This is a genomic window from Kitasatospora atroaurantiaca, assembly GCF_007828955.1.
GTDB classification, from domain to species: domain Bacteria; phylum Actinomycetota; class Actinomycetes; order Streptomycetales; family Streptomycetaceae; genus Kitasatospora; species Kitasatospora atroaurantiaca.
The window spans coordinates 6,408,298-6,431,302 of sequence record NZ_VIVR01000001.1 but is presented as its reverse complement, the minus strand read 5'-3'; the positions used below and the strand labels follow the sequence as shown (position 1 = coordinate 6,431,302).

The following is a 23,005-nucleotide window of genomic DNA, read 5'->3' as shown; positions in this document are numbered from 1 at the left end:
GAGCACGTTGTGACGACCTTCGCCTCGCTCGCCGACCTGACCGCCGCCGTCGGCACGGAGCTCGGCACCAGCGAGTGGCACACCATCGACCAGCAGCGGGTGAACCTGTTCGCCGAGGCCACCGGCGACCACCAGTGGATCCACGTGGACCCGGAGCGCGCCAAGGACAGCCCCTTCGGCACCACCATCGCGCACGGCTACCTCACGCTCTCGCTGATTCCCGTCCTGGCGAAGGAGTGCTACAGCGTGGAGGGCATCCGGATGGCCCTCAACTACGGCTCCGAGAAGGTCCGCTTCCCGGCGCCGGTGCCGGTCGGCACGGCCGTTCGCGCGACCGCCGAGCTGGTCTCGGTGGGCGAGGTCCCGGGCGGCGTGCAGGCCCTGGTCCGGTACACGATCAGCAGCGAGACCAGCGCCAAGCCGCACTGTGTCGCGGAGACCATCACCCGCTTCTACGCCGCCTGACGGGGCGACCGCCCCACGGACGGCCCCACCAACCGCCTGACACGCCCTCACTCGGCCCCCGGCACCGTGTAGGCCGAACGGCGCGCCGTGCCCCGTTCCACCGGGTCCGGGCGCCCCCGGAACGGTAGGGTCCGTTCAGATGGTTGTCGTACCGCAGCGGGCACCTGACGCGGCCGTACGAGTCGTTGTGTACCCGTGTCTCCGGGTACCGGTGTTCACACACCGCGCTCGCTGGGCAGGAGTGGCCCGTCGGACGCGGCGACCGCCGCCGTACGGACAGTCTCGACCATGGAGGTGCCGTGCCCAGCCCCGTCCCCTGGATCTCCCGGGTCGCCACTCTCACCAGCCAGTTCAGCACCGGTGCGGGCCCGATCCGCGACCTGCGGCGCAGCACGTGGCACCGGGTCCGCACGGACGCCTTCGGCGCCGAGCCCAAGGGCGAGCGGCTGGCCCGCATCCTGAGCTCGCCGAACTTCGCGGACGGCGCGTTCCAGAACCCCGTCCCGACCCGCAGGCTGGTCTACGAGCGTTCCCCGCTGGAGATCACCCGGACCCAGCTGACCGCCAACCGTCAGCGCCGGCTCCCCACCGCCGCCGTCCCGCTGCACCGGACGGCGGCGGTGGAGCTGGCCGAGCCGCCCGCGTCCGGGCTGCGACTCACCTGGCTGGGCCATGCCACGGTGCTCGCCGAGCTGGACGGGCGCCGGGTGCTTTTCGACCCGGTCTGGGGCGAGCGCTGCTCACCGTTCGGCTGGACCGGGCCCAAGCGGCTGCACCCGGTGCCGATCCCCCTCGCCGACGTGGGCCCGGTGGACGTGGTGGTCATCTCGCACGACCACTACGACCACCTGGACATGGGCACCGTGCGGGCGCTGACCGGTTCGGGTGCGGTGTTCGCCGTGCCACTGGGCGTCGGTGCCCACCTCGAGCACTGGGGAGTGCCGGTCGAGCGGATCGTCGAGCTGGACTGGTGGGAGTCGGCCGAGGTCGCCGGGCTCACCCTGACCGCCACGCCCGCCCGCCACTACTGCAGCCGGGGCCCGCGCACCAGCACGCACTTCCTTTGGGCCTCCTGGGTGGTGGCCGGCGCCGAGCACCGGGTCTTCCACAGCGGGGACACCGGCTACTTCCCCGGCTTCGCCGAGATCGGACGGCGGCTGGGGCCCTTCGACGCGACGATGATGCAGATCGGTGCCTACAGCGACTTCTGGCCCGAGGTCCACATGACGCCCGAGGAAGGGGTCCGCGCCCACCTCGACCTCGGCGGACAGCTGCTGCTGCCCATCCACTGGTGCACCTTCAACCTCGCCCCGCACCCCTGGGAGGAGCCCGCCGAGCGGACGGTCGCGGCCACCCAGGCGCTCGGCGCCGAGCTGGCCGTACCGCAGCCCGGCAAGCCCTTCGAGCCCGCCGATCCGCCCGCGCTCCAGCTGTGGTGGCGGGCGGTCGCGGCGATGCCCAAGGGCGCCGAACTTCTCGTACCCGACGGCCTCGCCGTCCCCACGGACGAGCGCCGCGTGGAGGACGACGGCGTGACGGTCTGAACCCGGCAGGCGCTGAGCCCCTCACGTGGGGGAGCTCAACGCCGGCCGAGGACGAGGCGCCATGCGCCCTGCTGCACCAGCAGGGTCAGGACGCCCGCGAGGACGATGCCGGCCAGGTTGAGCGCCAGCTGGACCGCCGAGCCCCAGGCCTGGTGGAAGTCGCCGTAGCCGAGGGCCACCGCCGCGTTGGCGGCGGCCGGCACGGTGGTCACCGAGATCGCCACGCCCACGAGCGCGCCCGCCTTGGACGAGGTGAGCGAGAGCAGACCGGCGATTCCGGCCAGGAAGGCCACCACGAAGGACATCGCGTCGGGCTGCCAGATGAACGCGGTGTTCGGGCGCGCGGAGTCGAACTTGAACTGGCTGAACAGGCCCAGCGCGTCCATCAGCAGCGAGAACCCGACGGTGAGCAGCATCGCCACCGCGAATCCCGCCACCAGCGCGTTCAGCGACCGCAGGGCGGGCCTGGCCCTGCGCTGCACGACGGCCACGCAGAGCCCCGCGAGCGGCCCGAACTCCGGCCCGACCGCCATCGCGCCGACGATCAGGATCGCGCTGTCCAGGACGGCGCCGCAGGCCGCCAGCATGGTGGCGACGGTGAGGAAGGCCAGGTAGACGGCGGTGAGGGTGGACTCCTCGTGGGTGATCTCGGAGACCGCCTCCCAGACCAGGGCGTCGGCGCCCTCGCCGGGCGCCAGCCGCTCGGCCTCGTCGGCGGCCTTCGAGATGGTCAGCTCGACCTCCTCGACCCCGATCGCGCCCCGTTCGGCCAGGCCGAGCCCCCGGAGTACCCCGAGCACCTCGTCGGCCGCCTCCCGTGCCACGTCGCAGAGCACCACGTCGCCGGCGGGCCGGACGGCCGAATCCGGCAGCAGGATCACATGGGTGACTCCCACACAGTCGTCGAGGCAGTTCATCACCGTGTCGCGGAGGTCGGTGGGGACGATCAGACGCAGGTGCAGCACGGGGGCTCCGGGCGGGGAGTGCGGGCACGGGACCCGCCCACCCTAAGACCCCCCGGCACCGCCCCCCTCACGCGCCCGCCAGGACCTCCCGCAGGGCCTTGGCCTCCTTGACCAGCCGGCTCGCCGTGCCGCGCCCGGCCACCTCCGCCACCTCGGCGATCGCGCCCCGGGCCGAGCTGCGCCGCGCGCAGTCCGCGGCCACCGCCAGCAGGTCGGCGCCGCCGCGCACCGGCTCGCCGGTCAGCAGCCCTGGCAGGGCGCCCGCCAGCACCGACCAGACCGTGCCGTACGCGCCCGTGTCGGCGGCCGCCCGACGCTGAAGAAGCGCGGGTTGGCGACCGCCCCGGACGGGGTGGCGCCGCCGGAGGTCTCCAGGGCGAGGCTGCGGCCGGCGGTGCTCTCGTGCACGGCCGACGAGCGGAGATAGGCGTACGTCTGCACGGCTTGCGTCATGGCGAGGACGCTAGGGGGCCGCACTGACAGCTCGGATTACTGAAACTTGTTCCACCCGAAAAGGAACGGTGAGAGTAACCCAGCTCACACCGTTGATCGCGCACCATCTGTCACTATGTGCACGTGAACAGACAGGAAGCACCGGGCGAAGCGATCGTCGGCTCGTTCATCGACCTGCTCCGGATCGAGGAGCTGGACGAGAACCTGTTCCGTGGCCGGTGCCACGCCGGGGCGCCGATGCGCGCGTTCGGCGGACAGGTCGCCGCGCAGGCACTCACCGCGGCCGGGCGGACCCTGGCCCCGGGCCGCCTGGTGCACTCGCTGCACGGGTACTTCCTCCGTCCGGGTGATCCGCAGCGCCCGATCACGTACGAGGTGGACCGCGTCCGCGACGGCGCGTCCTACGCCACCCGGCGGGTGACGGCGGTTCAGCGGGACGAGGCCATCTTCACGCTCTCCGCCTCGTTCAAGCGGCCCGAGGAGTCCAGCGCGCGCCAGCGCACCATGCCGCCGGTGCCCGGACCGGAGGAACTGCCGGACCCGTTCCCCGTCTGGGAGCAGAGCGACCCGGAGGACTACGAGCGCGCGGCCGGTTTCCGCACCCTCGACATGCGCTTCATACCGGCCGACTCCCCCGGCATGCCACCGGAACTCCCCGGCGTCCCCCAGCAGTTCGTCTGGCTGCGGACCGGCACCCCGCTGCCCCAGGACGACCCGCTGCTGCAGGTCTGCGCGCTGACGTACCTCTCCGACCTGACGCTGGCCTCGACCACCGCGCTGCACCTGCAGCCGCACCGGATCCAGCGCACCGAACCGCCCCGGATCATCCTGGCCTCGCTCGACCACGCCATGTGGTTCCACCGGCCGTTCCGCGCCGACGAGTGGCTGCTCTTCGCGCAGCGGAGCCCGTCCGCCGCCGACGGGCGAGGGCTGGCACTCGGTGAGTTCTACAACCAGGAAGGCGAGTTGGTCGCCTCGGCGGTGCAGGAGACCCTGGTCAGGGAACGGCGGCGGACGGAGCGCGGGTAGGCTCGTGCCGTGACGCAGACGGCAGTTCCAGGCTGGTACCAGGACCCCTACGGTGCACCCGTCCTGCGCTGGTGGGACGGCGCGCGCTGGACGGAGCACTCGCAGCCGGCGCCCGTGCCGGCGCCCCAGGCCGCCGTTCCGGTGCCGCAGGCGCCCGTGCCCGCGCCCGTGCCGGCTCAGCCCCAGTACCAGCACGCGCAGCAGCCGCAGTACCCCCAGGGTCAGCAGGCCCAGCAGCCGCAGTACCCCCAGGGTCAGCAGGCCCAGCAGCCGCAGTACCCCCAGCCGGTCGGCTGCGGCCCCGAGGCGCTGCTGTCCGCCCAGGCACTTGCGGTCGACCAGAACTTCAAGTGGGTGGACATCTCCACCACCTACGACATCCTCGACCGCAACGGCGTCACCGTCGGCACCGTCGCGGAGACCGGGCAGAACGGCGCCCGCAAGGCGCTGCGGTTCATGAGCCAGATGGACAAGTTCCTGTCCCGCCAGTTCGAGATCCGGGACGCCGCCGGGGTGCCCTTCCTGGTGCTCAGCCGAGGGACGAAGGTGGTCAAGGCCAAGGTCACGGTGGCCCGGCCGGACGGGACGCCGGTCGGCGAGATCATCCAGCAGCAGGTGATCGGCCACATCAGCTTCGACCTGGTCGCGGGCGGCTACCCGGTCGGCCATCTCACGGCCGAGGGCTGGTACGCCTTCACCTTCAAGATCACCGACCACACGGGCGCCGAAGTTGGCCGGATCGCCCGCGACGGGCTGGGGCTGACGCTCAGTGTGCTCGGCGGCAGCGACCACTACTACGTGGAGTTCTTCCGCCCGCTGCCCGAACCGCTCCGCTCGCTGGCGGTGTCCGCCGCGCTGACCGCCAACACCCTGCTCAACCCGGACTCCCACGGGGACCAGTAGCCACGGGCCCCCTGCTCAGGCACCGTTCGCTCGCGGGTGGCCGCCACGTATCATGGTGCGGGTGACGACCAGGGTTGATTTGTCACCAAGGCCGGTCGAGGCGATGTCGCCCCGTCAGCTCGAACGCCGCGGGAACCTGATCGCGGCCGCCCTCGCGCTGGTGAACGAAATCGGTGTCGAGAGACTGCAGATGAGACAGGTCTGCGAGCGCTCGGGGGTCGCACTCGGGACGGCGTACCGGTACTTCTCCTCCAAGGACCACCTGCTGGCCGCGGCGATCGCCGACTGGCACCGGCTGCTGCTCGCCGACCTGGTGGCGGAGTTGCGCAGTCCGCGGGCCGGGATGCTCCCGACGGACCGGGTGGTCCGGTTCGTGCGGCACGGGATGCGGGCCTACCAGCGGCAGCCGCAGCTGGCCAGGCTGCGGGTGGCGGTCGCGGCGTCCACCGACCCTTTCGCCAGCGAAGCCCTGCAGGGCATGGCCCGGGCCGACAGCGCTGCGCTGAACGCCGTGATGGCGCAGGTCCCGCCCGCCGCCGGTGACCTGGTGCGGCACATCGTCGGCCACGCCTGGCAGGGCGAGTTGACGGCCTGGGTCACCGGCCGCACGACGCTGGACGACGCCCGGCGGCGCCTGGAGGACGTGGTGCGGCTGGTGCTGACGCCGTACGAGGCCGCGTAGGGCTCCGCCATTAGGCAATCGGGTCACCTCAGGGGGTGCGGGGAACTGCGCGAGATCGGAAGGCAACGGCCCCCAGCCTCCCGCTTCGCGCAGTTCCCCGCGCCCCTGTTGTGACCCGCTGCGTCCAGTGCCCGGAGGCCTCGCCATCCCCCGTCCGGGTGAAACCGGCCAGGTGCCGACTGACCGTTCGGACACGACGACTGCCCTTGCACGGCCTGGCCGAAGCGCCCCTGCTGCACCTCGGCCCGGCGACGTCACCGAACGCAACCATGCATTACAGACAGTCAGATCAGTGGCATGCTGGCGGACGCACCACCCGTCTGACCAGTCGAGAAGGCCCGCACCGATGTCCTTACGAGCGTCCTGCCCGCTGCGCTCAGCGCGTCCGTGGTGCCCGACGACCGCCGTCGAGTACGCCGCCGACGCCACGGACCGGACGGTCAGGGCGCACCTGGCCGTGGCCACCCTGCTGGTGTGCGCACTCGGCTGTGCGCTGCCCGGCCCCGGAGCGCTGGTACGGCACTGCCACCCGGTGCCCGGGGTGACCCCGCCGATGCTGATGCTGCTCGCGGCGATGTTCATCGGCGGCTTCGAGGTCCGCGCGGCGGACGTGGCCCGGGCCCTGCTGCGACCCGGACTGCTGCTGGCCGGGCTCGCGGTGGCACTGGTGCTGCGGATGGTCGTGCTGCTCGGCGCCGAGCGGGCGGCCGGCTGCTGGCCGGACCAGCGGGAGGCGCTCTGGCTGGTGGTCGGTCTCTCGCTGACCGCCACCATGCCGGTGGCCGGGGCCGCCCAGACCTGGGGCGCAAAGGCCCACGCGGACGCACCGCTCGGCCTCGGGCTGGTGCTCGCCACGACGCTGCTCAGCCCGCTGACCGTACCGCTGGGCCTGGTACTGGCCGAGGAGCCCGAGAGCGGCGGACCGCGCGAGGTGCTCGACGGACTCGCCCGGGCCGACGCCACCAGTGGCTTCATGGCGTTCTGGGTGGCGGCGCCCCTGCTCGCCGGGCTGGGCGCCCGCCGCCTCACCCGGCGGCTCGCGGGCGGCCGGGCGCGCGCCGCCGTCCTGCCCTGGCTACGGCTGCTCGGCCTGCTCAACGCGCTCGGGCTGACCTACCTCAACGCCGCCGGGGTCTTCGGCGAGATCGCCCAGCGGCCCGAACCCCGGCTGGTCGGGCTCGCCCTGACGGCCGGCGCAGCGGTCTGCGCGGCACCGTTCGCGGCCGGCTGGCTGACGGCCCGCCAGGCCCGTACCGGGCAGAGCGAGACGGCCACCCTGACGCTGGCCACCGGTATGAACAACACCAGTGCGGCGGCAGCCCTGGCGGGGAGCCAGTTCAGCGGGCACCCGGCCGTGTTGCTGCCGATCTTCTTCTACGGCATGGCGCAGCAGCTGCTCGCGGCCTGCGTCCCCCGCCTGCTCCGGCCGCGTGCGCCTGCCACCACCTGCGCAGATGTCCCGATGCCGAGCCCCCGCCCAGACTTCACCCACGCGTAGTCACCGTTTAACACCACCCTGGAATGCTCTCTGACATGAACGCTCAACCGACCCCGGCCGCGCAGGCCCCGCTCCCGAACCGCTTCCCGCTCCCCCAGCGGCACCGCCGCTACCTCGCCTGCGCCGCCGTCGCCGCCTCCGTCGCTCTCGGCAGCCTGGGGGTCGCCGCCACGGTCGAGACCGTCCGGCAGGACACCGTCGCGGCGAGCGCGGCCTCTCACTGAGCCGCCGAAGCCCCGCCGGTCAGGCCATCAGCTCCGTCCGGGAGCGGCCCGGCGCCGGGATCAGCGGGGCCGGGCGCGAGTGGCGCCCGGAGCCGGGGGCGGGGTGCAGCTCGGCCCGCGGGGCGTACCGCGCGGCCGGGGCCCGCAGCAGCCAGGCGCGGCCGGCCGGGGCTATCAGATCCATCCGGTGGAGCAGGTCCAGTGCATCCCGGCGGAAGGCCGTCAGGTCGGCCAGGTAGTCCCGGCTCCAGCCCGCCTTGAGCCCGTACTCGTCGGTGATGTCGCCCAGCGCACCGTCTATCAGGGCGTCAGGCACCAGCACCGCCGGGGGCGCCGCCTCCTCGGGAAGCGGGCGCAGCTCCTCGACCAGCCGTTCGACCAGCAGCAAGGCCGCCTGCGGGAGCGTTCCGGCGCCGGGCAGGGCCAGGTCGGTGAGTTCGTCGGCGGGGTCGAGCAGGGCGATGCCCTCGGCCCTGATCTCGGCCTCCAGGCCCAGGAAGTCCGCGAAGAGTTCGGCCTCGGCCTGCCGGTGGTCGAGCAGTCGGCTGCGCTCGGGGGCGGTGAGCTCGTCCAGCAGGACCACCGGCGTCTCGGCGAGGCGCCGCCGGACGGACAGTTCCGGGGTGGCGGCGGGCGGCGCGGCGAGCGGGCCGAGCGCCCGGGCCAGCTCGCGATCCACCGTCAGCCGGCCCTGCTCACCTGGCACCAGCACCTGCCAGTCCTGCAGCACCTGCCGGACGCCCGGCTCGTCGAGCTCCGCCTCCCGGCCGTCGGCCAGCGCCGCCAGGGCGAGCACCAGGGACGCGTACCCGGCCGGGCCGAAACCCGGCAGCCCACGGCCGGGCAGGCCTGCCTTGTGCAGCCTGGCGTACGAGTCGCCGATGGTGAGGGGGTAGCCGAGCACCGTCAGGAAACGTTCCGCCAGCCAGTCGGCGTGACGGCGGATCAGCGGGAAGCCTGCGCCGTGCGGCCCGGCGGCGGTGACCAGCGGGTGGGCGACCAGCAGCCGGGCGGCCGTACGGCGCTCGACGGCGATCTCGTGCGGGGTGCTGCCCGGCGAGCGTTCGGGCTTGCGGTGCCTGCCCCGAGTGCCCGCGGCCGAGCCCGGCCCGAGGCCGACGGCGGTACGGCGGGCCCGGCGCAGCCCGCGGACGGGCCGGCCCTCGCGCGAGCGCAGCAGGGCGGGCAGGTCCACGGTCGGCCCGTGCCACCAGCTCGTCCCGGCGGAGACCGTGCCGCCTGCGTCGACCGTCCCGCCGAAGTGGCGGGCACCGTACAGGCCGAAAGCGGCCGTGAAGAGGTCATGGGCGGCGGCCGGATCGGCCTCGGCGAGCCGCTGCGCCAGGGCCTGCAGCTCGGAGTCGGCGCCGTGCACGCCGACACACGCGTAGGCGGTGAGCTGCCCCGCCCCCGCCCCGCGCCCGCCTGTCACGCCGACCGGCACCTCCCCGGGGCCGGTCGCGTACTCGTGCTGCTCCATGTCGCCCACCAGACTAGACGGTGGGTGAGCCGGGCCGTGGCACCATCCGGGTCCCCGGCCATTTCACCCCGCGCCGCCGGGAGAATGCCTACGCGTCGGTAACAACCTCTTCCGCAGCCCGCCCGGGGTCCCCTATCGTCCTGGGCATGCCGAACCTGCCCAACGTGGTGCTGTGGTCGATACCGGCCTTTGTGCTGCTCACCGTCCTCGAGATCGTCTCGTACCGGTTCCATCCGGACGAGGAGGAGCAGGGCTACACCGCCAAGGACACCGCGACCAGCCTCACCATGGGCCTCGGCAGCCTGCTGTTCGATGCCGGGTGGAAGATCCCGATCCTGGCGATCTACTCGTTCCTGTACGAGCTGACGCCGCTCCGGGTGCCGGTGCTGTGGTGGACGGTCCCGCTGATGCTGCTGGCACAGGACTTCTTCTACTACTGGTCACACCGGGGCCACCACGTGATCCGCATCCTGTGGGCCTGCCACGTGGTGCACCACTCCAGCCGCAACTACAACCTCTCGACGGCCCTGCGCCAGCCGTGGACCAGCGCCACCTCCTGGGTCTTCTACGTTCCGATGATCCTGGCGGGCGTGCACCCGGCCGCGCTGGCCTTCTGCTCCTCGGCCAACCTGGTCTACCAGTTCTGGATCCACACCGAGCGGATCGACCGGCTGCCCCGGCCCGTCGAGTACGTCTTCAACACCCCGTCCCACCACCGGGTGCACCACGCCTCCCAGGGCGGCTACCTGGACCGCAACTTCGGTGGCATCCTGATCGTCTTCGACCGCCTCTTCGGCTCCTTCACCCCGGAGACCACCCGGCCGGTGTACGGGCTGACGAAGAATCTGGCCACCTTCAACCCGCTGCGGGTGGCCACCCACGAGTACGCCTCGATCGCCCGGGACGTGGCCGCGGCCGGCAGCTGGCGCGACCGCGTCCGCCACCTCACCAAGGGCCCGGGCTGGCAGCCGGGCACCACCGACCGCCCGGAGGGCAACGCCGCATGACCATCTCCCGACGCCTGCGCGCCGCCCGCGGCCTGCTCTCCACCTTCGCCGCGACCTCGGCCGCCCACCTCGGGGCGATCGTCACGGGTACGACGGCCCTGCAGCACGCCACCAAGCCGGCGCTGATGCCGCTGCTGGCCGCGCACAGCCTGGCCACCGCCGAGCGGGCCCCCAAACTGCTGACCCCCGCGCTGCTGCTCAGCGCAGGCGGCGACCTGCTGCTGCAGATCGGCGGCGACACCGCCTTCCTGGCCGGCATGGGCTCCTTCGCCGCGGCGCACGTCTGCTACGTGACGATGTTCGTCAAGCGCGGCGCGCTCGAGGACCGGCGGCGCAGCGCCGTGGTGGCCGCGGCCTACGCGGCGGCCTGGGCGGCGATGGTGAGTCAGCTCTGGCCGGGCCTCGGCGACCTGAAGATCCCGGTCGCGGTCTACAGCCTGCTGCTCGCCTCGACGGCCGTGACGTCGGCGGGCCTCGGCCGACGGACCGGCCTGGGCGGGGCTCTGTTCCTGCTCTCGGACACCCTGATCGCCACTCAGCTGGCCGGCTGGCGCGAGCTGCCCGGCCACGAGTTCTGGATCATGTCGACGTACATCGTGGCCCAGTACCTGCTGGCCAGCGGCACCCTGAAGGCCCACCAGACCCAGGAGGAGGACAGCGTCGCGGACGAGCCCGTGACGCGACTCAGCGCCCCGGTGCAACCCACGGGGCGCTGAGCGGAACGCGAGGCGTTCAGAGCTGCGCTTCGTCGCCTCCGGTGCGGCGGCGCAGCAGCCAGAAGCCGCCGATGCCGGCCACCACCAGGGCGCCGCCGGTGACGAGCTCGCGCGTGCCGGTGCCGACCGAGCCGCCGAGGCCGGTCTTCATACTGCCGTGCGGCGTCTGGGCGGCCTGGCCGGTCTTTCCGGCCTCAGCCGTGTGCCCGCTCTGGCCGGCTTGGCCGCTCTGGCCGACCAGCAGGACGGCCACGGCCCCGGTGAAGGTGTCGCCGTTGGGGCAGCTGCCGTCGATGCCCCAGCTGGAGTCCTTGGCGGCCTTCGTGGGCCCCTTGGCGGTGAACTCCTCCTTCGAGGCGAGCCGGGCCGGGCCGCTGTACTTGCCGTCCGGGCCGACCGTGAGGGTGGCCGAGCCGGTGGAGAAGGCCTGCGAGTTGGCAGTGATGGTCCTGACCGAGCTGGTGTCGCAGGTGACGCTGACGGTCACGGTCCTACCCGGCGCCGCCTCGGCGGGGCTGACCCAGGCCGGTTCGACATCCTTGGCCAGCGCGGCCGGCGCGGTGACCCCGAGCAGGGTGGTCGCGCCCAGCAGAGCGGTGGCGGCCGTACGCATGGAGCGCATGCCGTACCTCCAGGTTCTCGGGCGCAGCCGCGGGCTCCATCGCCCGTACGATTCGAACAACTACACCCTGTTACCCACGACGCTAGGCAGCGCCACGCCGAGCGGCCACCCCACTGGCCCAATCGAGGGTCACGCCGTCACACTGCGTGACCGCTCACAGCTCGAGATCCACCACCACGGGCGCGTGGTCCGAGGTGCCCTTGCCCTTCCGGGCCTCACGGTCGACGTAACTGTCCGTGACGGCGTCGGCGAAGGGCTTGTTGCCGAAGGTGAGGTCGATCCGCATGCCCCGGTTCTTCGGGAAGGCCAGCTGCCGGTAGTCCCAGTAGGTGTAGGGGTGGTCGTACTTCAGCGGGCGCGGGACGACGTCCTGCAGACCGGACTCCTGCAGGGCGGCGAGGGCGGCGCGCTCGACCGGGGTGACGTGCGTCATCCCGACGAAGGCGGCGGGGTCGAAGACGTCGTCGTCCGTGGGGGCGATGTTGAAGTCACCGAGGACGGCGAAGGGGCGGGCACCCGCCGCGTCCTCCAGCACGGCCTGGCGCAGGGTCTCGAGCCACTCCAGCTTGTACCGGTAGTGCGCGTGGTCGACCTCGCGGCCGTTGGGCACGTAGACCGACCAGACCCTGACCGGGCCGCAGGTCGCCCCGATGGCGCGGGGCTCGACGTCGGGGAGCATGGCGTCGTCGGCCAGGTAGCCGGGCTGCTCGGGGAGGCCGCGGACGACGTCGTCCAGGCCCAGCTTGGAGAGGATGGCGACGCCGTTCCACCGGCCGGTGCCGTGGGCCGCCGTCTCGTAGCCGAGCTCCCTGACCTCCTCGTACGGGAAGTTGTCCGCGGCGCACTTGAGCTCCTGCAGGCAGAGCACGTCGGGCTTGGCGCTCTCCAGCCACTCCAGGAGCTTGGGCAGCCGGGCGGTGACGGAGTTGATGTTCCAGGTGGCGATGCGGACGGTCACGGCAGGCGGCCTTCCCGGGTGGTGCGGACGAGGGGTGCGTGCGAGGGGTGGGGGCCCCGAGGAGCCTGCCCACCCCGAACATACCGCCCTGCACCGACAGGCCCTCGCTCAGCGCGAGGGGTGGACGACCGCCGCCGATCCGCCGCCGCGCCGGACGGGCTCGGCCGCGGCGACCCACCGGCCGTCCGGCAGCCGCTCGACGCCGGTGGCCGCACCGATCTCGGGGTTCGCCGCGAAGGCCTGTCCGAGCGCCTCCAGCCTCGCCCGCTCCGGCAGCGCGAGGAAGCCGGGCTCGGCGGCGGTGGTGGCGGCGTTGCGCTGGCTGGCCCGGGGGGCGGCGATGGCCTGCTCCAGGGTCAGGCCGCGGTCGATCCGGCCGAGCAGCACCTGCAGCACGGTGGTGATGATGGTCGCGCCGCCGGGCGAGCCGGCCGCGATGAAGGGCTTGCCGTCGTGCAGCACGATGGTCGGCGAGATCGAGGAGCGCGGCCGCTTCCCGGGCCCCGGCAGGTTGGGGTCGGGCACGCCGGGCGTGTTGGGGGTGAACGAGAAGTCGGTCAGCTCGTTGTTGAGCAGGAAGCCGCGCCCGGGGACGGTGATGCCGCTGCCGCCGGTCTGCTCGATGGTGAGGGTGTACGCGACCACGTTGCCCCAGCGGTCGGCGACGGTCAGGTGCGTGGTGCTGGGGCCCTCGTACGTCTCGGTTACGGCCGGCCCGCTGCTCGCGCACGGAGCCGGATGGTACGGGTCGCCGGGGGCGAGCGGGCTGGTCAGGGCGTGCTCGGGGCTGATCAGGCAGGCCCGGGAGGCGGCGTACTCGGGCGAGAGCAGCTGCCGGGTGGGGACGGTCGAGAAGCGCGGGTCGCCCACCCATCGGTTGCGGTCGGCGAAGGCGATCCGGCTCGCCTCCAGGAAGCGGTGGTAGTACTGCGTGCTGTCCAGGGCTCCCAGGTCGCTGTGGCCGAGGATGCCGAGGGCCTCGCCGACGGTGGTACCGCCGGAGGAGGACGGCGCGATGCCGTAGACGTCGTAGCCCCGGTAGTCGACGTGGGTCGGCTGCTGGTGGCGGACCTGGTACGCCGCCAGGTCGGCGGTGTCCACCTTTCCGGGGCGGGCCACCCGGCCTGACGCCGGGTCGACGGGCGGCTGCTGGACGGTACGGGCGACGTCTGCGCCGAGTGCGCCGCCGTAGAGGGTCTGCACACCCTTGCGGCCGAGCTCGCGGTAGGTGGCCGCGAGGTCCCGGTTGCGCAGGGTGCTGCCGACGACCGGCAGTTGGCCGCCGGGCAGGAAGAGCTCGCGGGTGGCCGGGAAGTCCTTGAAGCGGGCCTGGTTGAGCGCGGTCTGGTCCCGAAAGGTCTGGTCGACGGTGAAGCCGTGGTCCGCGATCCGCTCGGCGGGCTTGAGCACCTCGGCGAGCGAGCGGCTGCCCCAGAGCTGCAGCGCCTTGTCCCAGGTGGCTGCGGTGCCGGGGACGCCGACCGAGAGGCCGCTGGTGACGGCGTCCGCGAAGGGCAGCGGCTTGCCGTTCTCCAGGAAGAGCGTCTCGTCTGCCGTGCGGGAGGCCGTCTCCCGGCCGTCCAGGGTGGAGACCCGGCCGGTGCGGGCGTCGTAGTGGACGAAGTAACCGCCGCCGCCGATGCCGGCCGAGTACGGCTCGGTGACGCCGAGGGCGGCCGCCGTGGCCACCGCCGCGTCCACCGCGTTGCCGCCGCGGCGCAGCACCTCGATCCCGGCGGCCGTGGCGTCGGCGTCCACGCTGGCCACCGCACCTCCGTAGCCGACCGCCTCGGGTGCCTTCGGTGGCGCGCCGCCTGCCTGGGCGGGGGTGACGACGGCACAGACGAGGGCGGTGGCGAGCGCGAGCGAGGGGGCGAGGCGGGCCAGTGGTCTCATCGGATTCTTCCTGAGGCGGCGTCAACTCCCTGTTCTTTCACAGGTGCAGCTGACGCCACAACAGCGCCTCAGGGCGGCTTCACGCCACTACTCGCGAGTAATTCTGTTATCGCTCCGCAACCTGCCGACGAGTTACTGACACAGCGTCCAACAAGCTACCGTCCAGTAGACCGAGCTCGGATCTGCTCCCCCACCCCGCAGAGCCGCCCCCAGGAGTTCCCCCATGCCCGCACGCACTCGCGCCGCCGCCTTGGCGCTGGCCACCACGCTGCTCGTCGTCACGCCCCTGTCGGTCGCGCACGCCGCCACGACCGCTCAAGCCGCCGCCTCCACCCTGCGGTTCACCGACATCCCCGGCTCCGACGGCGTCGTCCTGAAGGGCAACGTGCACGAGCCCGGCGACGGCGCCGCCCGCCACCCGCTGGTCGTCCTGCCGAGCAGTTGGGGTCTCAACGATCTCGAGTACCTCGCCCAGGCCAGGCAGTTCGCCGACGCCGGCTACGTGGTGGTCAGCTACACCCCGCGCGGCTTCTGGGGCTCCGGCGGGCGGATCGAGGTGGCCGGGCCCCCCGACATCGCCGACCTCTCCCGGGTGATCGACTGGGCCCTCGCCCACACCACCGCCGACCCGGGCCGGATCGGCGCGGCCGGCATCTCCTACGGCGCCGGGATCAGCCTGCTCGGCGCCGCCTTCGACCCCCGGATCACGACCGTCGCCGCCCTGAGCGGCTGGGCGGACCTGGCCGACTCGCTGTTCAGCGACGAGACCCAGCACCTCCAGTCGGCCGGGCTGCTCGCCCTCGCCGGGTACCTGACCGGCCGTCCGGGCTCGGAACTCCAGGCCGAGCTCACCGACTTCTTCGGCAGCGACTACGAGAACGAGGCCAAGCTGCGCGCCTGGGCGGCGAAGCGCTCGGTCGCCACCTACGTCGACCGGGTGAACGCCAACGGCACGGCCGTGATGCTCGCCAACGCGTGGGGCGACAGCATCTTCCCGCCCAACCAGCTCACCGACTTCTACGAGAAGCTGACCGGCCCCAGGCGCCTCGAACTGCGCCCGGGCGACCACGCCACCGCCGAGGCCACCGGCCTGGCCGGGCTGCCCAACGACGTCTGGACGGACACCCGCGCCTGGCTGGACCACTACCTCAAGGGCGTCGACAACGGCATCGACCGCGCTCTGCCCGTCCACCTCAAGCCCCAGCTCCAGGACGGCTACGAGGACTACCCGAGCTGGCGGGCCGTCACCTCCTCGACCAGCCGCCTGGGCCTCGGCGAGCGCAACTGGCTGGGCACCGGCTCACTCCGGCCCGGCACCGACACCGGCTGGCGCACCACCATCGCCACCGGCCTCGACTCCGGAGCGGACGGCGGCGTGATCTTCCTCAGCAACCTGGCCGAGCAGTTCCTCAAGGTGCCACCGATCGTCTCCGTCCCGCTGCTCCCCCGCCCGGTCGCGGCGGTCTGGCAGTCCGGGTCGTACGGCACGGCGCAGCGCGTACGGGGAGCCGTCCGGATCCACCTCGGGGTGACGCCGTCGGCCTCGCAGGGCAGCCTGATCGCCTACCTGTACGACGTGGACGCGCTGGGCCTCGGCAAGCTGGTCAGCCACGCGCCGTACACCTTCCTGAACCGCACCCCCGGGCAGTCCTTCACCGCCGACTTCCCCCTCCAGGCCACGGCCTATGACGTCCCGGCGGGCCACCGGCTGGCCCTGGTCGTGGACAGCGTCGACCCGCTGTACATCACCCACAACCCGGCCTGGTCCACCCTCGGCTTCGGCTCTCCCTCGGCCGATCCGTCCTGGATCTCCGTCCCGCTGAAGTAGCGGCCGCTGCGGCCTGGGCCCCCTCCGGAGGGGAGGGGCCCAGGCCGGAAGCAGTCGGTCGATCGGGGCGGGAGTCCCGCAGGGCACCTCGACGGTGCAGCGGCGTATTCGGGCCAGCGCGAGCCGGGTGCCGGCGGGGGCGCCGTACGGCGACCGCCAGCGCGACCGTGCCGCTCACCAGCCACCACGGCCCACGGGGTCTCCTGGGCTCGGTCACACCGGGACTCCAACCGCCCTTCCGTCCATGCCGACCCTCCGCCCGTCAGCCGAGATCGACTCCATCACGCATTGCGTTCACCGGACCACTCCTGGTAGTTATTAGTTGGCATGACCCGGACGAGAGGCTGACATGATGATCAGAAGACTCTGGGAACGACTCCGACGAACAGCGGCACGACAGCCGACCGGCCAAGGCCACGTACCCGACATGTGGCGGCCGGTGCGGTAGACCGGGATGACAGGGCGCCCGGCCGGGCTGTCGGTCAGGCCGGGACGACCCGCTCCACCCGGTGCCGCTTGATGGTCCTGAACCTGCGGGCCACCTGGCGGGCCAGATCCGCAGCACCCACCAGGCCGGCCTCGTTGCCGAGCGCCGCGTGCACGATCGGCGCCTCGGGGCGGAAGCCGCGGCCGGTGAGGGTCCGCTTGAAGGCCTCCTGGGCCGGGCCGATCAGCAGGTCCCCCGCCTCGGAGACGCCGCCCCCGATGACGAAGCGTCCGGGGTCCAGGGCTGCGGCCAGATTGGCGATGCCGACGCCCAGCCAGGTGCCCACCTCGTAGAGCAGCTCGGTGGCGACCGGATCCCCGGCCCGGGCCGCCTCGGTGACCAGCGGCCCGGTGATCCCCTCGGCCGTCCCGCCCGCGAGCGCCAGCAGCGGCTGCACCACCGGCGACTCCTCCTCGATCAGCTCGCGGGCGTCCCGGACGAGGGCGTTGCCGGAGGAGTACTGCTCCCAGCAGCCCCGGTTCCCGCACGGGCAGCGGTGGCCTCCGGGGACGACCTGCATATGGCCGAACTCGCCCGCCAGGCCGTACTTGCCCCGGTCCACGTACCCGTCACGGACGACGGCGCCGCCGATGCCGGTGCCGAGGGTGAGCATCACCATGTGGTCCTCGCCGCGCCCGGCGCCGAAGCGCCACTCGGCCCAGGCGGCGGCGTTGGCGTCGTTCTCCACGATCACCGGGAAGCGCAGCCGCGTGCTCAGTGCCTCCTGCAGCGGCTCGTTGCGCCAGTTCAGGTGCGGGGCGAACAGGACGCGCGAGCGGTCGGCGTCCACCCAGCCCGCGGCGCCGATGCCGACGGCGTGCACGTCGTACCTGTCGGCGAGCTGCAGCACCAGGTCCACGATGATGTCCTCGATGACCTGCGGGCTCTTGCTCTTGTGCGGGGTGTCGGTCCGGAGCTTCTCCAGGACCTTCCCCTCGCCGTCCACCACGCCGGCGACCACCTTGGTGCCGCCGATGTCGATCCCGATCGTGGGCAGCCGCAGGATGCTCGCGGGCAGCGCGCGCCGACGGCGTTCCGCGCGAGGGCCGATGCCCAGCAGGGTGGGCAGGACCGCGGGCCTGGAGGTACCGGTGGGGCTGGTCACTGGCTCGGACGCTCCTTCGGGTCGGTGCGGGCCGGCTCGTGGGAGAGCTCGGCCAGGTCCGAGCCGCCCGCCCTCTCGGTGGTGAGCTTCTCGAGAGTGATCTCGCTGCGCGGGTGGCTCCCTGCCATCCTCCCTCGTTCGAGCGGGGTGAAGGGGTCTCCGACCAGGTACGCGTGGTGCGGGTTGCGGGTGATCGGCACCACGCCGGGCCCGGCGGCCCGGTGAGGAGCAGAAGCGCGGCCAGGAGGACCATGACCGTACACGGACAGCGGGCTGACACTCCGACAGTCTGCCCACGGGGGGAGCCGATCGAGTCGGCGGACTCGCCTGGAAGATCCCTGGACCCGTTCGACGCAAGCCCCCAGGCGGGTGGCAGACTGGACCAGGCCGTTCAGCCGTTTCTCACGGAAACGTGATGTTCCTCTCAGGTTCCATCCAGATTCGAGAGCAACTGATCCCCCGTTCGAGATCGTCTGATCCCATCGAAGCGCGTACCGGGCAAGCGGGGCCCGGACGGCGGGCGACCCGGATACGAGAACTTGATGCAACTGACAGGCACCCCATTCCTCATCTGCACGGTGATCTTCGTGCCGGTCTCCATCGCGGTGGCGCTGCTGCTGTGGGGACGGGTCCGAGGGCCGAAACCCATGCAGTTCCTGGCCAGACTCGTCATGCTTCTCTTCTGCCAGGTCACGGCCGTGACGATGGTCTTCGTCCTGGTCAACAACGCCAACCTGATCTACGGCAACTGGGACGACCTGCTGGGCACCGGCGACCACGTCCGGGCCGTACCGCAGGTGCCGTCCGAGAACCCCTCCGGCGGCCCCGGCAACGACGCCAAGGGCGAGCCGAAGGTCATCCAGTCGTTCAAGAGCGTGGACGACCCGCTGGTGCCCAAGGACGTCCAGCGGACCGACCTCAAGGGCCGGCTCTCCGGGGTCGACGGCGAGGTGCTGGTCTGGCTGCCGCCGCAGTACAACGACCCGGCGTACAAGGACAAGAAGTTCCCGGTGGTCGAGCTGCTCCCGGGCTGGCCGGGCTCGTCCAGCACCTGGTACGGCACCCTGAAGGTGTCCGAGAAGCTCAAGCCGCTGATGCAGAACGGGCAGGTCACGCCGTTCATCCTGATCTCGCCGCGCACCCTGCTGCTCGGCAACACCGTGGACACCGGCTGCGCGGACGTCCCGGGCAAGGTCAACGCGGACACCTGGCTGTCGCGGGACGTGCCGCAGATGATGTTCGACAACTTCCGGGTCGACAGCTCCCCCGACCGCTGGGCGGTGGCCGGCTACTCGGCCGGCGGCCACTGCGCGGCCAAGCTCGCCGTCGAGCACCCGAACCGGTACCGCGCCGGGATCAGCCTCTCCGGCTACAACGACCCCGCGCAGGAGCCCGCCTCGCTGACCGCGAAGGACCCGCACCTCAGGGACATCTCCAACCCGCTGAACATCCTGAAGAGCGCCGCGCAGCCGCCGAAGGTCGCGCTCTTCATGAGCGGTAACAAGGGCGACGGCTACGAGGGCGCGCTCGCCATGAAGGCCGCCGCCAAGCTGCCGACCACGGTCACCGTCCAGGAGACGGTGGGGGCCCACGACAAGACTGTCTGGGGCCCGATGGTCCCGGAGATCTTCAAGTGGCTGAGCACCGTCATTCCGGTCCAGCACTGACTCCAGCAGTACGCGAGAGGGCCCCGCCGTTGTCGGCGGGGCCCTCTCGCGCGTGTCACGCCCGGCGGTGCACCCGGGTCGGCCTGACCACGCGCGGCCAGGGGAAGAGCCGGGGGCGGCGTTTGGCGGCGACGTCCTCCATCCACCCGAAGAGCAGCACCACCAGCGCGATCAGCGGCAGCGACAGCCCGAGGGCCAGCCAGCGGCTGTTGAGCAGCCAGGGCATGTTGTCGCCCAGCCAGTCGATCCGCCAGCCCTGCTCGCGCAGTGCGATCGCCGCGATCAGGGCCGGGATGTGCCAGAGGTAGACCGTCACGGCGCGCGCGTTGAGCAGCGAGATCAGGCCGTTCCAGCGCTCCAGCTTCGGCGGCCAGGAGGTCCAGGACGGGCTGAGCTGCAGCAGCATCAGCACGAAGCCGAACGACCAGACCGCCTGCGCGAACGGGATGCTGTCCAGGTCGTACCCGTCCTCGGTCGGGTGGCTGGTCGCCCACCAGAAGCCGAAGCCCAGGATGAACGGCGCGATGGACGGCGCGAGGTAGCCCGGCAGCCGCTTCAGCACGCCCTCGTTGTGCGCGAAGCCGAGCAGCCAGCAGGCGGCGAAGGTGGTGAAGTCCCGCAGCGCCTCCCCGGCCCGGCCCTCCAGGTACGGCACCAGCCCGGAGGAGAGGAACCAGGAGACGGCCAGCGGGGCCAGCACGGTCGGCCAGGGGAAGCGCCGGACGGCCCGCAGCAGCAGCGGCGAGGCCAGCACGAACCACAGGTAGGCGCGCAGGTACCAGAGTGGCACGGCCATCTGCATGGCCCAGGTGGTGTCCAGCAGGCCGGGGATCTCCGGCATGTCGGCCGCGTACGGCGGCTCGCTGAACGGGACGATCCAGAACAGCATCCGCAGCCACCAGCGGGCCGGGTTCCCGTCCGCCGAGGGCGACCAGCCCTGCGACACCATGCCGGCGATCAGCAGGACGCCGAACAGCCACATCGGCGGCAGCAGACGCCGCAGGCGGCCCCGGATCACCTGGAGGGCCGGCCGGCTGAGCGAGCGCGCCATCAGCGAGCCGGCCAGCGCGAACATGACCCCCATCGAGGGGAACAGGAAGGGCAGCCAGGCCCAGCCGAACAGGTGGTAGGTGATCACTCGGCCGAGCGCCAGGGCGCGCAGCATGTCCAGGTACCGGTCCCGGCCGGGCCGGGCGGCCGGGACGGAGGCCGGCGGCTCGACCGGGAGGACCGGTTCCACCGGTCCGGCCGGTGCGGCTGCCGAGGGGGCGAACGCCTCCCAGGCGGGAGCGGGCGAGGCCATCTCGGGGCCCTTCCAGGAGAGCTGGCTCATGACGTCACCGGTGCCTCTACCTCGCCGGTGCGGCGGAGCTTCTGCCAGCGCAGCCGTCCGCCGGTGAGCGCGGTGATCCAGGACTGCAGCAGGACGAGGTACATCAGCTGGCGGTAGACGACCTGCTGCAGCGGCAGCGAGATCAGGTGCGAGAGCTTCTCCTTGTCCAGCCAGAAGGCGTAGGCGGCGAACGCCACCTGGATCACCAGCGCACCCAGCGCGGCCGTCAGAGTCTTCGGGGCGTCCACGAAGAGCACCCCGTAGACGAGGAAGACGTCGAAGAGCGGGGCCAGCAACGGGGCGATCACCATGAACATCGCCACCAGCGGCAGGCCGATCCGGCCGAAGCGGCCGGCGGGCCCCGAGGCGAAGACCGCCCGGCGGTGCTTCCACATCGCCTGCATGGTGCCGTAGCTCCAGCGGTAGCGCTGCGACCAGAGCTGGCTCATGCTGCCGGGTGCCTCGGTCCAGGCGCGGGCGTTCTCGGCGTAGACGACCTTCCAGCCCTCGATGTGCAGGGCCATGGTCAGGTCGGTGTCCTCGGCGAGGGTGTCCTCGCTCATGCCGCCGGCCTGGTCCAGGGCCTCCCGGCGGTACGCGCCGACCGCGCCCGGGATGGTGGGCATGCAGCCGAGCTCGTCGTACATCCGGCGGTCGAGGTTGAAGCCCATCACGTACTCGATGTGCTGCCAGGCGCCGATCAGGCTGTCCCGGTTGCCGACCTTGGCGTTGCCCGCGACCGCGCCCACCCGGGGGTCGGCGAAGGGCTGGACCAGCTCGCGGACGGTGGAGGGCTCGAAGACGGTGTCGCCGTCCATCATCACGATCAGGTCGTGGGTGGCGTGCGCGATGCCGGTGTTGAGGGCGGTGGCCTTGCCGGAGTTGGGCTGGCTGATCACCCGGACGCCGGGCAGGGCCAGCTCCTCGACGATCTTGACGGTGTCGTCGCTGGAGCCGTCGTCGATCACGATCACCTCGATCGGGTGATCGCTCTCGGCGAGCGAGCGCACGGTGTTGGCGATGCACTCCTGCTCGTTGTAGGCCGGGACGAGGACGGTGGCGGGCTCGGTGACCGGCGGGCCCCAGGTGAAGTCCGCCCGGCGGGTGCGCCTGGTGTGCTTGATCGACAGGAAGAGCATCAGCGCGAAGCGGCCGAAGACCAGGGCGCCGACCACCGCGAGCAGCGCGACCAGGCCGGGCAGGGCGAGCACCGACCACTGGGCGAAGGTGATGAAGGCCTTGCCCTCCCACAGCTGGAAGCCGGTGACCCTGGCCATCGAGCTCTCGGCGCCGAGCGACTGGCTGACGGTGGTGAAGCGGTAGCCCTCGCCCTGCAGCTTGGGCATCAGGATCTGCAGCGCCGCGATGGTCTGCGAGCGCTCACCGCCGGCGTCGTGCATCAGCTCGATCTGGCCCTCGCCGGGGTGCTTGGGCAGGCAGGCCCGGACGATGGCGTCCACCCCGGGGCGCTTCCAGTCCTCCGCGTCCACGTCGATGAAGGCGGTGAGGTAGCCGCGGGCACCGAGCTTCTTGACGACGGGCCAGGTCAGGTCGTCCAGCGCGGTGACGTCCGAGGAGTACGGCGGGCGGAACAGCGAGCTGTGCACGCCTGCGACACCGGCGAGGGCGAGCTGCGTCTGGGCCATCTCCCAGGTGAGCCGGCGGTCGGACTGGAAGGTCAGGTCGGGGTGGGTGAAGGTGTGCAGCCCGATCTCGTGGCCCTCGGCGATGATCCGGCGGATCAGCGCGGGATTGCGGGCCACCATGGAGCCGGTCACGAAGAAGGTCGCGTGTGCGTGGTACTCGGCGAGGATGTCGAGCACCTTGGGCGTCCACACCGGGTCGGGGCCGTCGTCGAAGGTCAGGGCCATGGTGTGGTCCTGGGCGCGGTAGCTGACGGGCTTTCCCTTGCCCCGGGCGTCGATGACCGGGCCGCCGGTCAGCAGCGCCGGCGGCACGGTGTCCTTGTCGACGGAGATGTTGATCCGCTCGTCGTGGAACACCTCGTTGGTCACCAGCCCCCGGAGGACCAGGGTGGCGAGCAGGGTGACCAGCAGCAGGGAGGGGAGCAGGAACCGCAGCGGTGGAACGGCGCGGCGGCGCGGGCGGGTGGCCGCTCGCCTGCCTCGGGGGCGGGGCATGG

Annotated in this window: 21 protein-coding genes and 1 pseudogene; 11 read left to right on the top strand and 11 right to left on the bottom strand. The window is 72.3% G+C overall.

Annotation, left to right across the window (positions count from 1 at the left end):
• Positions 1-9: 9 nt before the first annotated feature.
• A complete protein-coding gene (locus tag FB465_RS28905; RefSeq protein ID WP_145795225.1) occupies positions 10-465 on the top strand; it encodes a MaoC family dehydratase in 456 nt (151 codons plus the stop codon).
• Positions 466-836: 371 nt separating this feature from the next.
• Entirely contained in the window at positions 837-2,009 is a 1,173-nt protein-coding gene (locus tag FB465_RS28900; protein ID WP_211786023.1) for an MBL fold metallo-hydrolase, read from the top strand.
• A gap of 35 nt (positions 2,010-2,044) precedes the next feature.
• On the opposite strand, the gene FB465_RS28895 is transcribed toward FB465_RS28900, so the two are convergent.
• From FB465_RS28895 to FB465_RS28885, 3 genes are all read right to left on the bottom strand, one after another.
• Complete coding sequence (locus FB465_RS28895; RefSeq protein ID WP_145795223.1) at positions 2,045-2,974, bottom strand: DUF389 domain-containing protein; 930 nt, start codon at positions 2,972-2,974, stop codon at positions 2,045-2,047.
• A 67-nt stretch (positions 2,975-3,041) separates the two neighbouring features.
• On the bottom strand, positions 3,042-3,245 hold the full coding sequence (locus FB465_RS28890; RefSeq protein ID WP_145795221.1) for a hypothetical protein: 204 nt from the start codon (positions 3,243-3,245) through the stop codon (positions 3,042-3,044).
• The gene (locus FB465_RS28885; protein WP_145795220.1) at positions 3,215-3,427 is read right to left on the bottom strand and encodes a hypothetical protein; all 213 of its coding nucleotides are present in this window, start codon (positions 3,425-3,427) and stop codon (positions 3,215-3,217) included. Before FB465_RS28885 ends, FB465_RS28890 begins: the two co-directional genes overlap by 31 nt.
• A gap of 123 nt (positions 3,428-3,550) precedes the next feature.
• Between FB465_RS28885 and FB465_RS28880 the strand changes: the two genes are divergently transcribed.
• The 5 genes from FB465_RS28880 (at position 3,551) to FB465_RS28860 (ending at position 7,763) form a co-directional block, all read left to right on the top strand.
• Complete coding sequence (locus FB465_RS28880; protein WP_246192889.1) at positions 3,551-4,456, top strand: acyl-CoA thioesterase; 906 nt, start codon at positions 3,551-3,553, stop codon at positions 4,454-4,456.
• A gap of 9 nt (positions 4,457-4,465) precedes the next feature.
• Positions 4,466-5,359, top strand: a complete 894-nt coding sequence (locus FB465_RS28875; protein ID WP_145795217.1) for a phospholipid scramblase-related protein — start codon at positions 4,466-4,468, stop codon at positions 5,357-5,359.
• A 61-nt stretch (positions 5,360-5,420) separates the two neighbouring features.
• Positions 5,421-6,041 carry a TetR family transcriptional regulator gene (locus tag FB465_RS28870; protein ID WP_211785880.1) on the top strand — a complete coding sequence of 207 codons (621 nt, stop codon included), beginning with the start codon at positions 5,421-5,423 and terminating at the stop codon, positions 6,039-6,041.
• 346 nt (positions 6,042-6,387) lie between these two features.
• Positions 6,388-7,539 (top strand): hypothetical protein, encoded by a 1,152-nt coding sequence (locus FB465_RS28865; RefSeq protein WP_145795214.1) that lies wholly within the window; start codon positions 6,388-6,390, stop codon positions 7,537-7,539.
• 35 nt (positions 7,540-7,574) lie between these two features.
• The gene (locus FB465_RS28860; protein WP_145795212.1) at positions 7,575-7,763 is read left to right on the top strand and encodes a hypothetical protein; all 189 of its coding nucleotides are present in this window, start codon (positions 7,575-7,577) and stop codon (positions 7,761-7,763) included.
• A gap of 19 nt (positions 7,764-7,782) precedes the next feature.
• Here FB465_RS28860 and FB465_RS28855 read toward each other — a convergent pair whose 3' ends face one another.
• Complete coding sequence (locus tag FB465_RS28855) at positions 7,783-9,243, bottom strand: DUF2398 family protein (protein ID WP_145795210.1); 1,461 nt, start codon at positions 9,241-9,243, stop codon at positions 7,783-7,785.
• Between the two features lie 146 nt (positions 9,244-9,389).
• Here FB465_RS28855 and FB465_RS28850 point away from each other — a divergent pair, with 146 nt between their 5' ends.
• Complete coding sequence (locus FB465_RS28850) at positions 9,390-10,250, top strand: sterol desaturase family protein (RefSeq protein WP_145795209.1); 861 nt, start codon at positions 9,390-9,392, stop codon at positions 10,248-10,250.
• Positions 10,247-10,966, top strand: coding sequence for a lysoplasmalogenase (locus FB465_RS28845; protein ID WP_145795207.1), 720 nt, complete (start codon positions 10,247-10,249; stop codon positions 10,964-10,966). Before FB465_RS28850 ends, FB465_RS28845 begins: the two co-directional genes overlap by 4 nt.
• Positions 10,967-10,982: 16 nt before the next feature.
• Here the strand turns inward: FB465_RS28845 and FB465_RS28840 are convergent, their stop codons facing one another.
• The 3 genes from FB465_RS28840 to ggt all read right to left on the bottom strand — a co-directional run bounded on the left by FB465_RS28840 (position 10,983) and on the right by ggt (position 14,442).
• Positions 10,983-11,588 carry a hypothetical protein gene (locus FB465_RS28840; RefSeq protein WP_145795205.1) on the bottom strand — a complete coding sequence of 202 codons (606 nt, stop codon included), beginning with the start codon at positions 11,586-11,588 and terminating at the stop codon, positions 10,983-10,985.
• Between the two features lie 154 nt (positions 11,589-11,742).
• Complete coding sequence (locus FB465_RS28835; RefSeq protein ID WP_145795203.1) at positions 11,743-12,546, bottom strand: exodeoxyribonuclease III; 804 nt, start codon at positions 12,544-12,546, stop codon at positions 11,743-11,745.
• 108 nt (positions 12,547-12,654) lie between these two features.
• Positions 12,655-14,442, bottom strand: coding sequence for a gamma-glutamyltransferase (ggt, locus tag FB465_RS28830; RefSeq protein WP_145795202.1), 1,788 nt, complete (start codon positions 14,440-14,442; stop codon positions 12,655-12,657).
• Positions 14,443-14,665: 223 nt separating this feature from the next.
• Here ggt and FB465_RS28825 point away from each other — a divergent pair, with 223 nt between their 5' ends.
• Positions 14,666-16,270, top strand: a complete 1,605-nt coding sequence (locus FB465_RS28825) for a CocE/NonD family hydrolase (protein WP_145795200.1) — start codon at positions 14,666-14,668, stop codon at positions 16,268-16,270.
• A gap of 482 nt (positions 16,271-16,752) precedes the next feature.
• Here FB465_RS28825 and FB465_RS28820 read toward each other — a convergent pair whose 3' ends face one another.
• Together FB465_RS28820 and FB465_RS28815 are read right to left on the bottom strand one after the other, a co-directional pair.
• A complete protein-coding gene (locus FB465_RS28820) occupies positions 16,753-17,862 on the bottom strand; it encodes an ROK family glucokinase (RefSeq protein ID WP_145795198.1) in 1,110 nt (369 codons plus the stop codon).
• Positions 17,859-18,092 (bottom strand): annotated as a pseudogene (locus tag FB465_RS28815) (ATP-binding cassette domain-containing protein); the annotation flags it as partial. The pseudogene FB465_RS28815 and the gene FB465_RS28820, both read right to left, overlap by 4 nt.
• Positions 18,093-18,404: 312 nt before the next feature.
• On the opposite strand from FB465_RS28815, the gene FB465_RS28810 reads away from it, so the two are divergent.
• Positions 18,405-19,529 (top strand): alpha/beta hydrolase, encoded by a 1,125-nt coding sequence (locus FB465_RS28810; protein WP_145795195.1) that lies wholly within the window; start codon positions 18,405-18,407, stop codon positions 19,527-19,529.
• Between the two features lie 55 nt (positions 19,530-19,584).
• Here FB465_RS28810 and FB465_RS28805 read toward each other — a convergent pair whose 3' ends face one another.
• Together FB465_RS28805 and FB465_RS28800 are read right to left on the bottom strand one after the other, a co-directional pair.
• Positions 19,585-20,862: an acyltransferase family protein gene (locus tag FB465_RS28805; protein WP_246192887.1), complete on the bottom strand. Its 1,278-nt coding sequence runs from the start codon at positions 20,860-20,862 to the stop codon at positions 19,585-19,587.
• Positions 20,859-23,003, bottom strand: a complete 2,145-nt coding sequence (locus FB465_RS28800) for a bifunctional polysaccharide deacetylase/glycosyltransferase family 2 protein (RefSeq protein WP_145795193.1) — start codon at positions 23,001-23,003, stop codon at positions 20,859-20,861. Before FB465_RS28800 ends, FB465_RS28805 begins: the two co-directional genes overlap by 4 nt.
• Between the last annotated feature and the right edge of the window lie 2 nt (positions 23,004-23,005).

What these genes read in the sequence shown, in the direction of transcription:
- FB465_RS28885 (WP_145795220.1), bottom strand. Translation starts at nt 3,427, where the DNA reads ATGACGCAAGCCGTGCAGACGTACGCCTATCTCCGCTCGTCGGCCGTG.
- FB465_RS28865 (WP_145795214.1), top strand. Translation starts at nt 6,388, where the DNA reads ATGTCCTTACGAGCGTCCTGCCCGCTGCGCTCAGCGCGTCCGTGGTGC.
- FB465_RS28860 (WP_145795212.1), top strand. Translation starts at nt 7,575, where the DNA reads ATGAACGCTCAACCGACCCCGGCCGCGCAGGCCCCGCTCCCGAACCGC.
- FB465_RS28855 (WP_145795210.1), bottom strand. Translation starts at nt 9,243, where the DNA reads ATGGAGCAGCACGAGTACGCGACCGGCCCCGGGGAGGTGCCGGTCGGC.
- FB465_RS28850 (WP_145795209.1), top strand. Translation starts at nt 9,390, where the DNA reads ATGCCGAACCTGCCCAACGTGGTGCTGTGGTCGATACCGGCCTTTGTG.
- FB465_RS28845 (WP_145795207.1), top strand. Translation starts at nt 10,247, where the DNA reads ATGACCATCTCCCGACGCCTGCGCGCCGCCCGCGGCCTGCTCTCCACC.
- FB465_RS28840 (WP_145795205.1), bottom strand. Translation starts at nt 11,588, where the DNA reads ATGCGCTCCATGCGTACGGCCGCCACCGCTCTGCTGGGCGCGACCACC.
- ggt (WP_145795202.1), bottom strand. Translation starts at nt 14,442, where the DNA reads ATGAGACCACTGGCCCGCCTCGCCCCCTCGCTCGCGCTCGCCACCGCC.
- FB465_RS28825 (WP_145795200.1), top strand. Translation starts at nt 14,666, where the DNA reads ATGCCCGCACGCACTCGCGCCGCCGCCTTGGCGCTGGCCACCACGCTG.
- FB465_RS28810 (WP_145795195.1), top strand. Translation starts at nt 18,405, where the DNA reads ATGCAACTGACAGGCACCCCATTCCTCATCTGCACGGTGATCTTCGTG.
- FB465_RS28805 (WP_246192887.1), bottom strand. Translation starts at nt 20,862, where the DNA reads ATGAGCCAGCTCTCCTGGAAGGGCCCCGAGATGGCCTCGCCCGCTCCC.
- FB465_RS28800 (WP_145795193.1), bottom strand. Translation starts at nt 23,003, where the DNA reads ATGCCCCGCCCCCGAGGCAGGCGAGCGGCCACCCGCCCGCGCCGCCGC.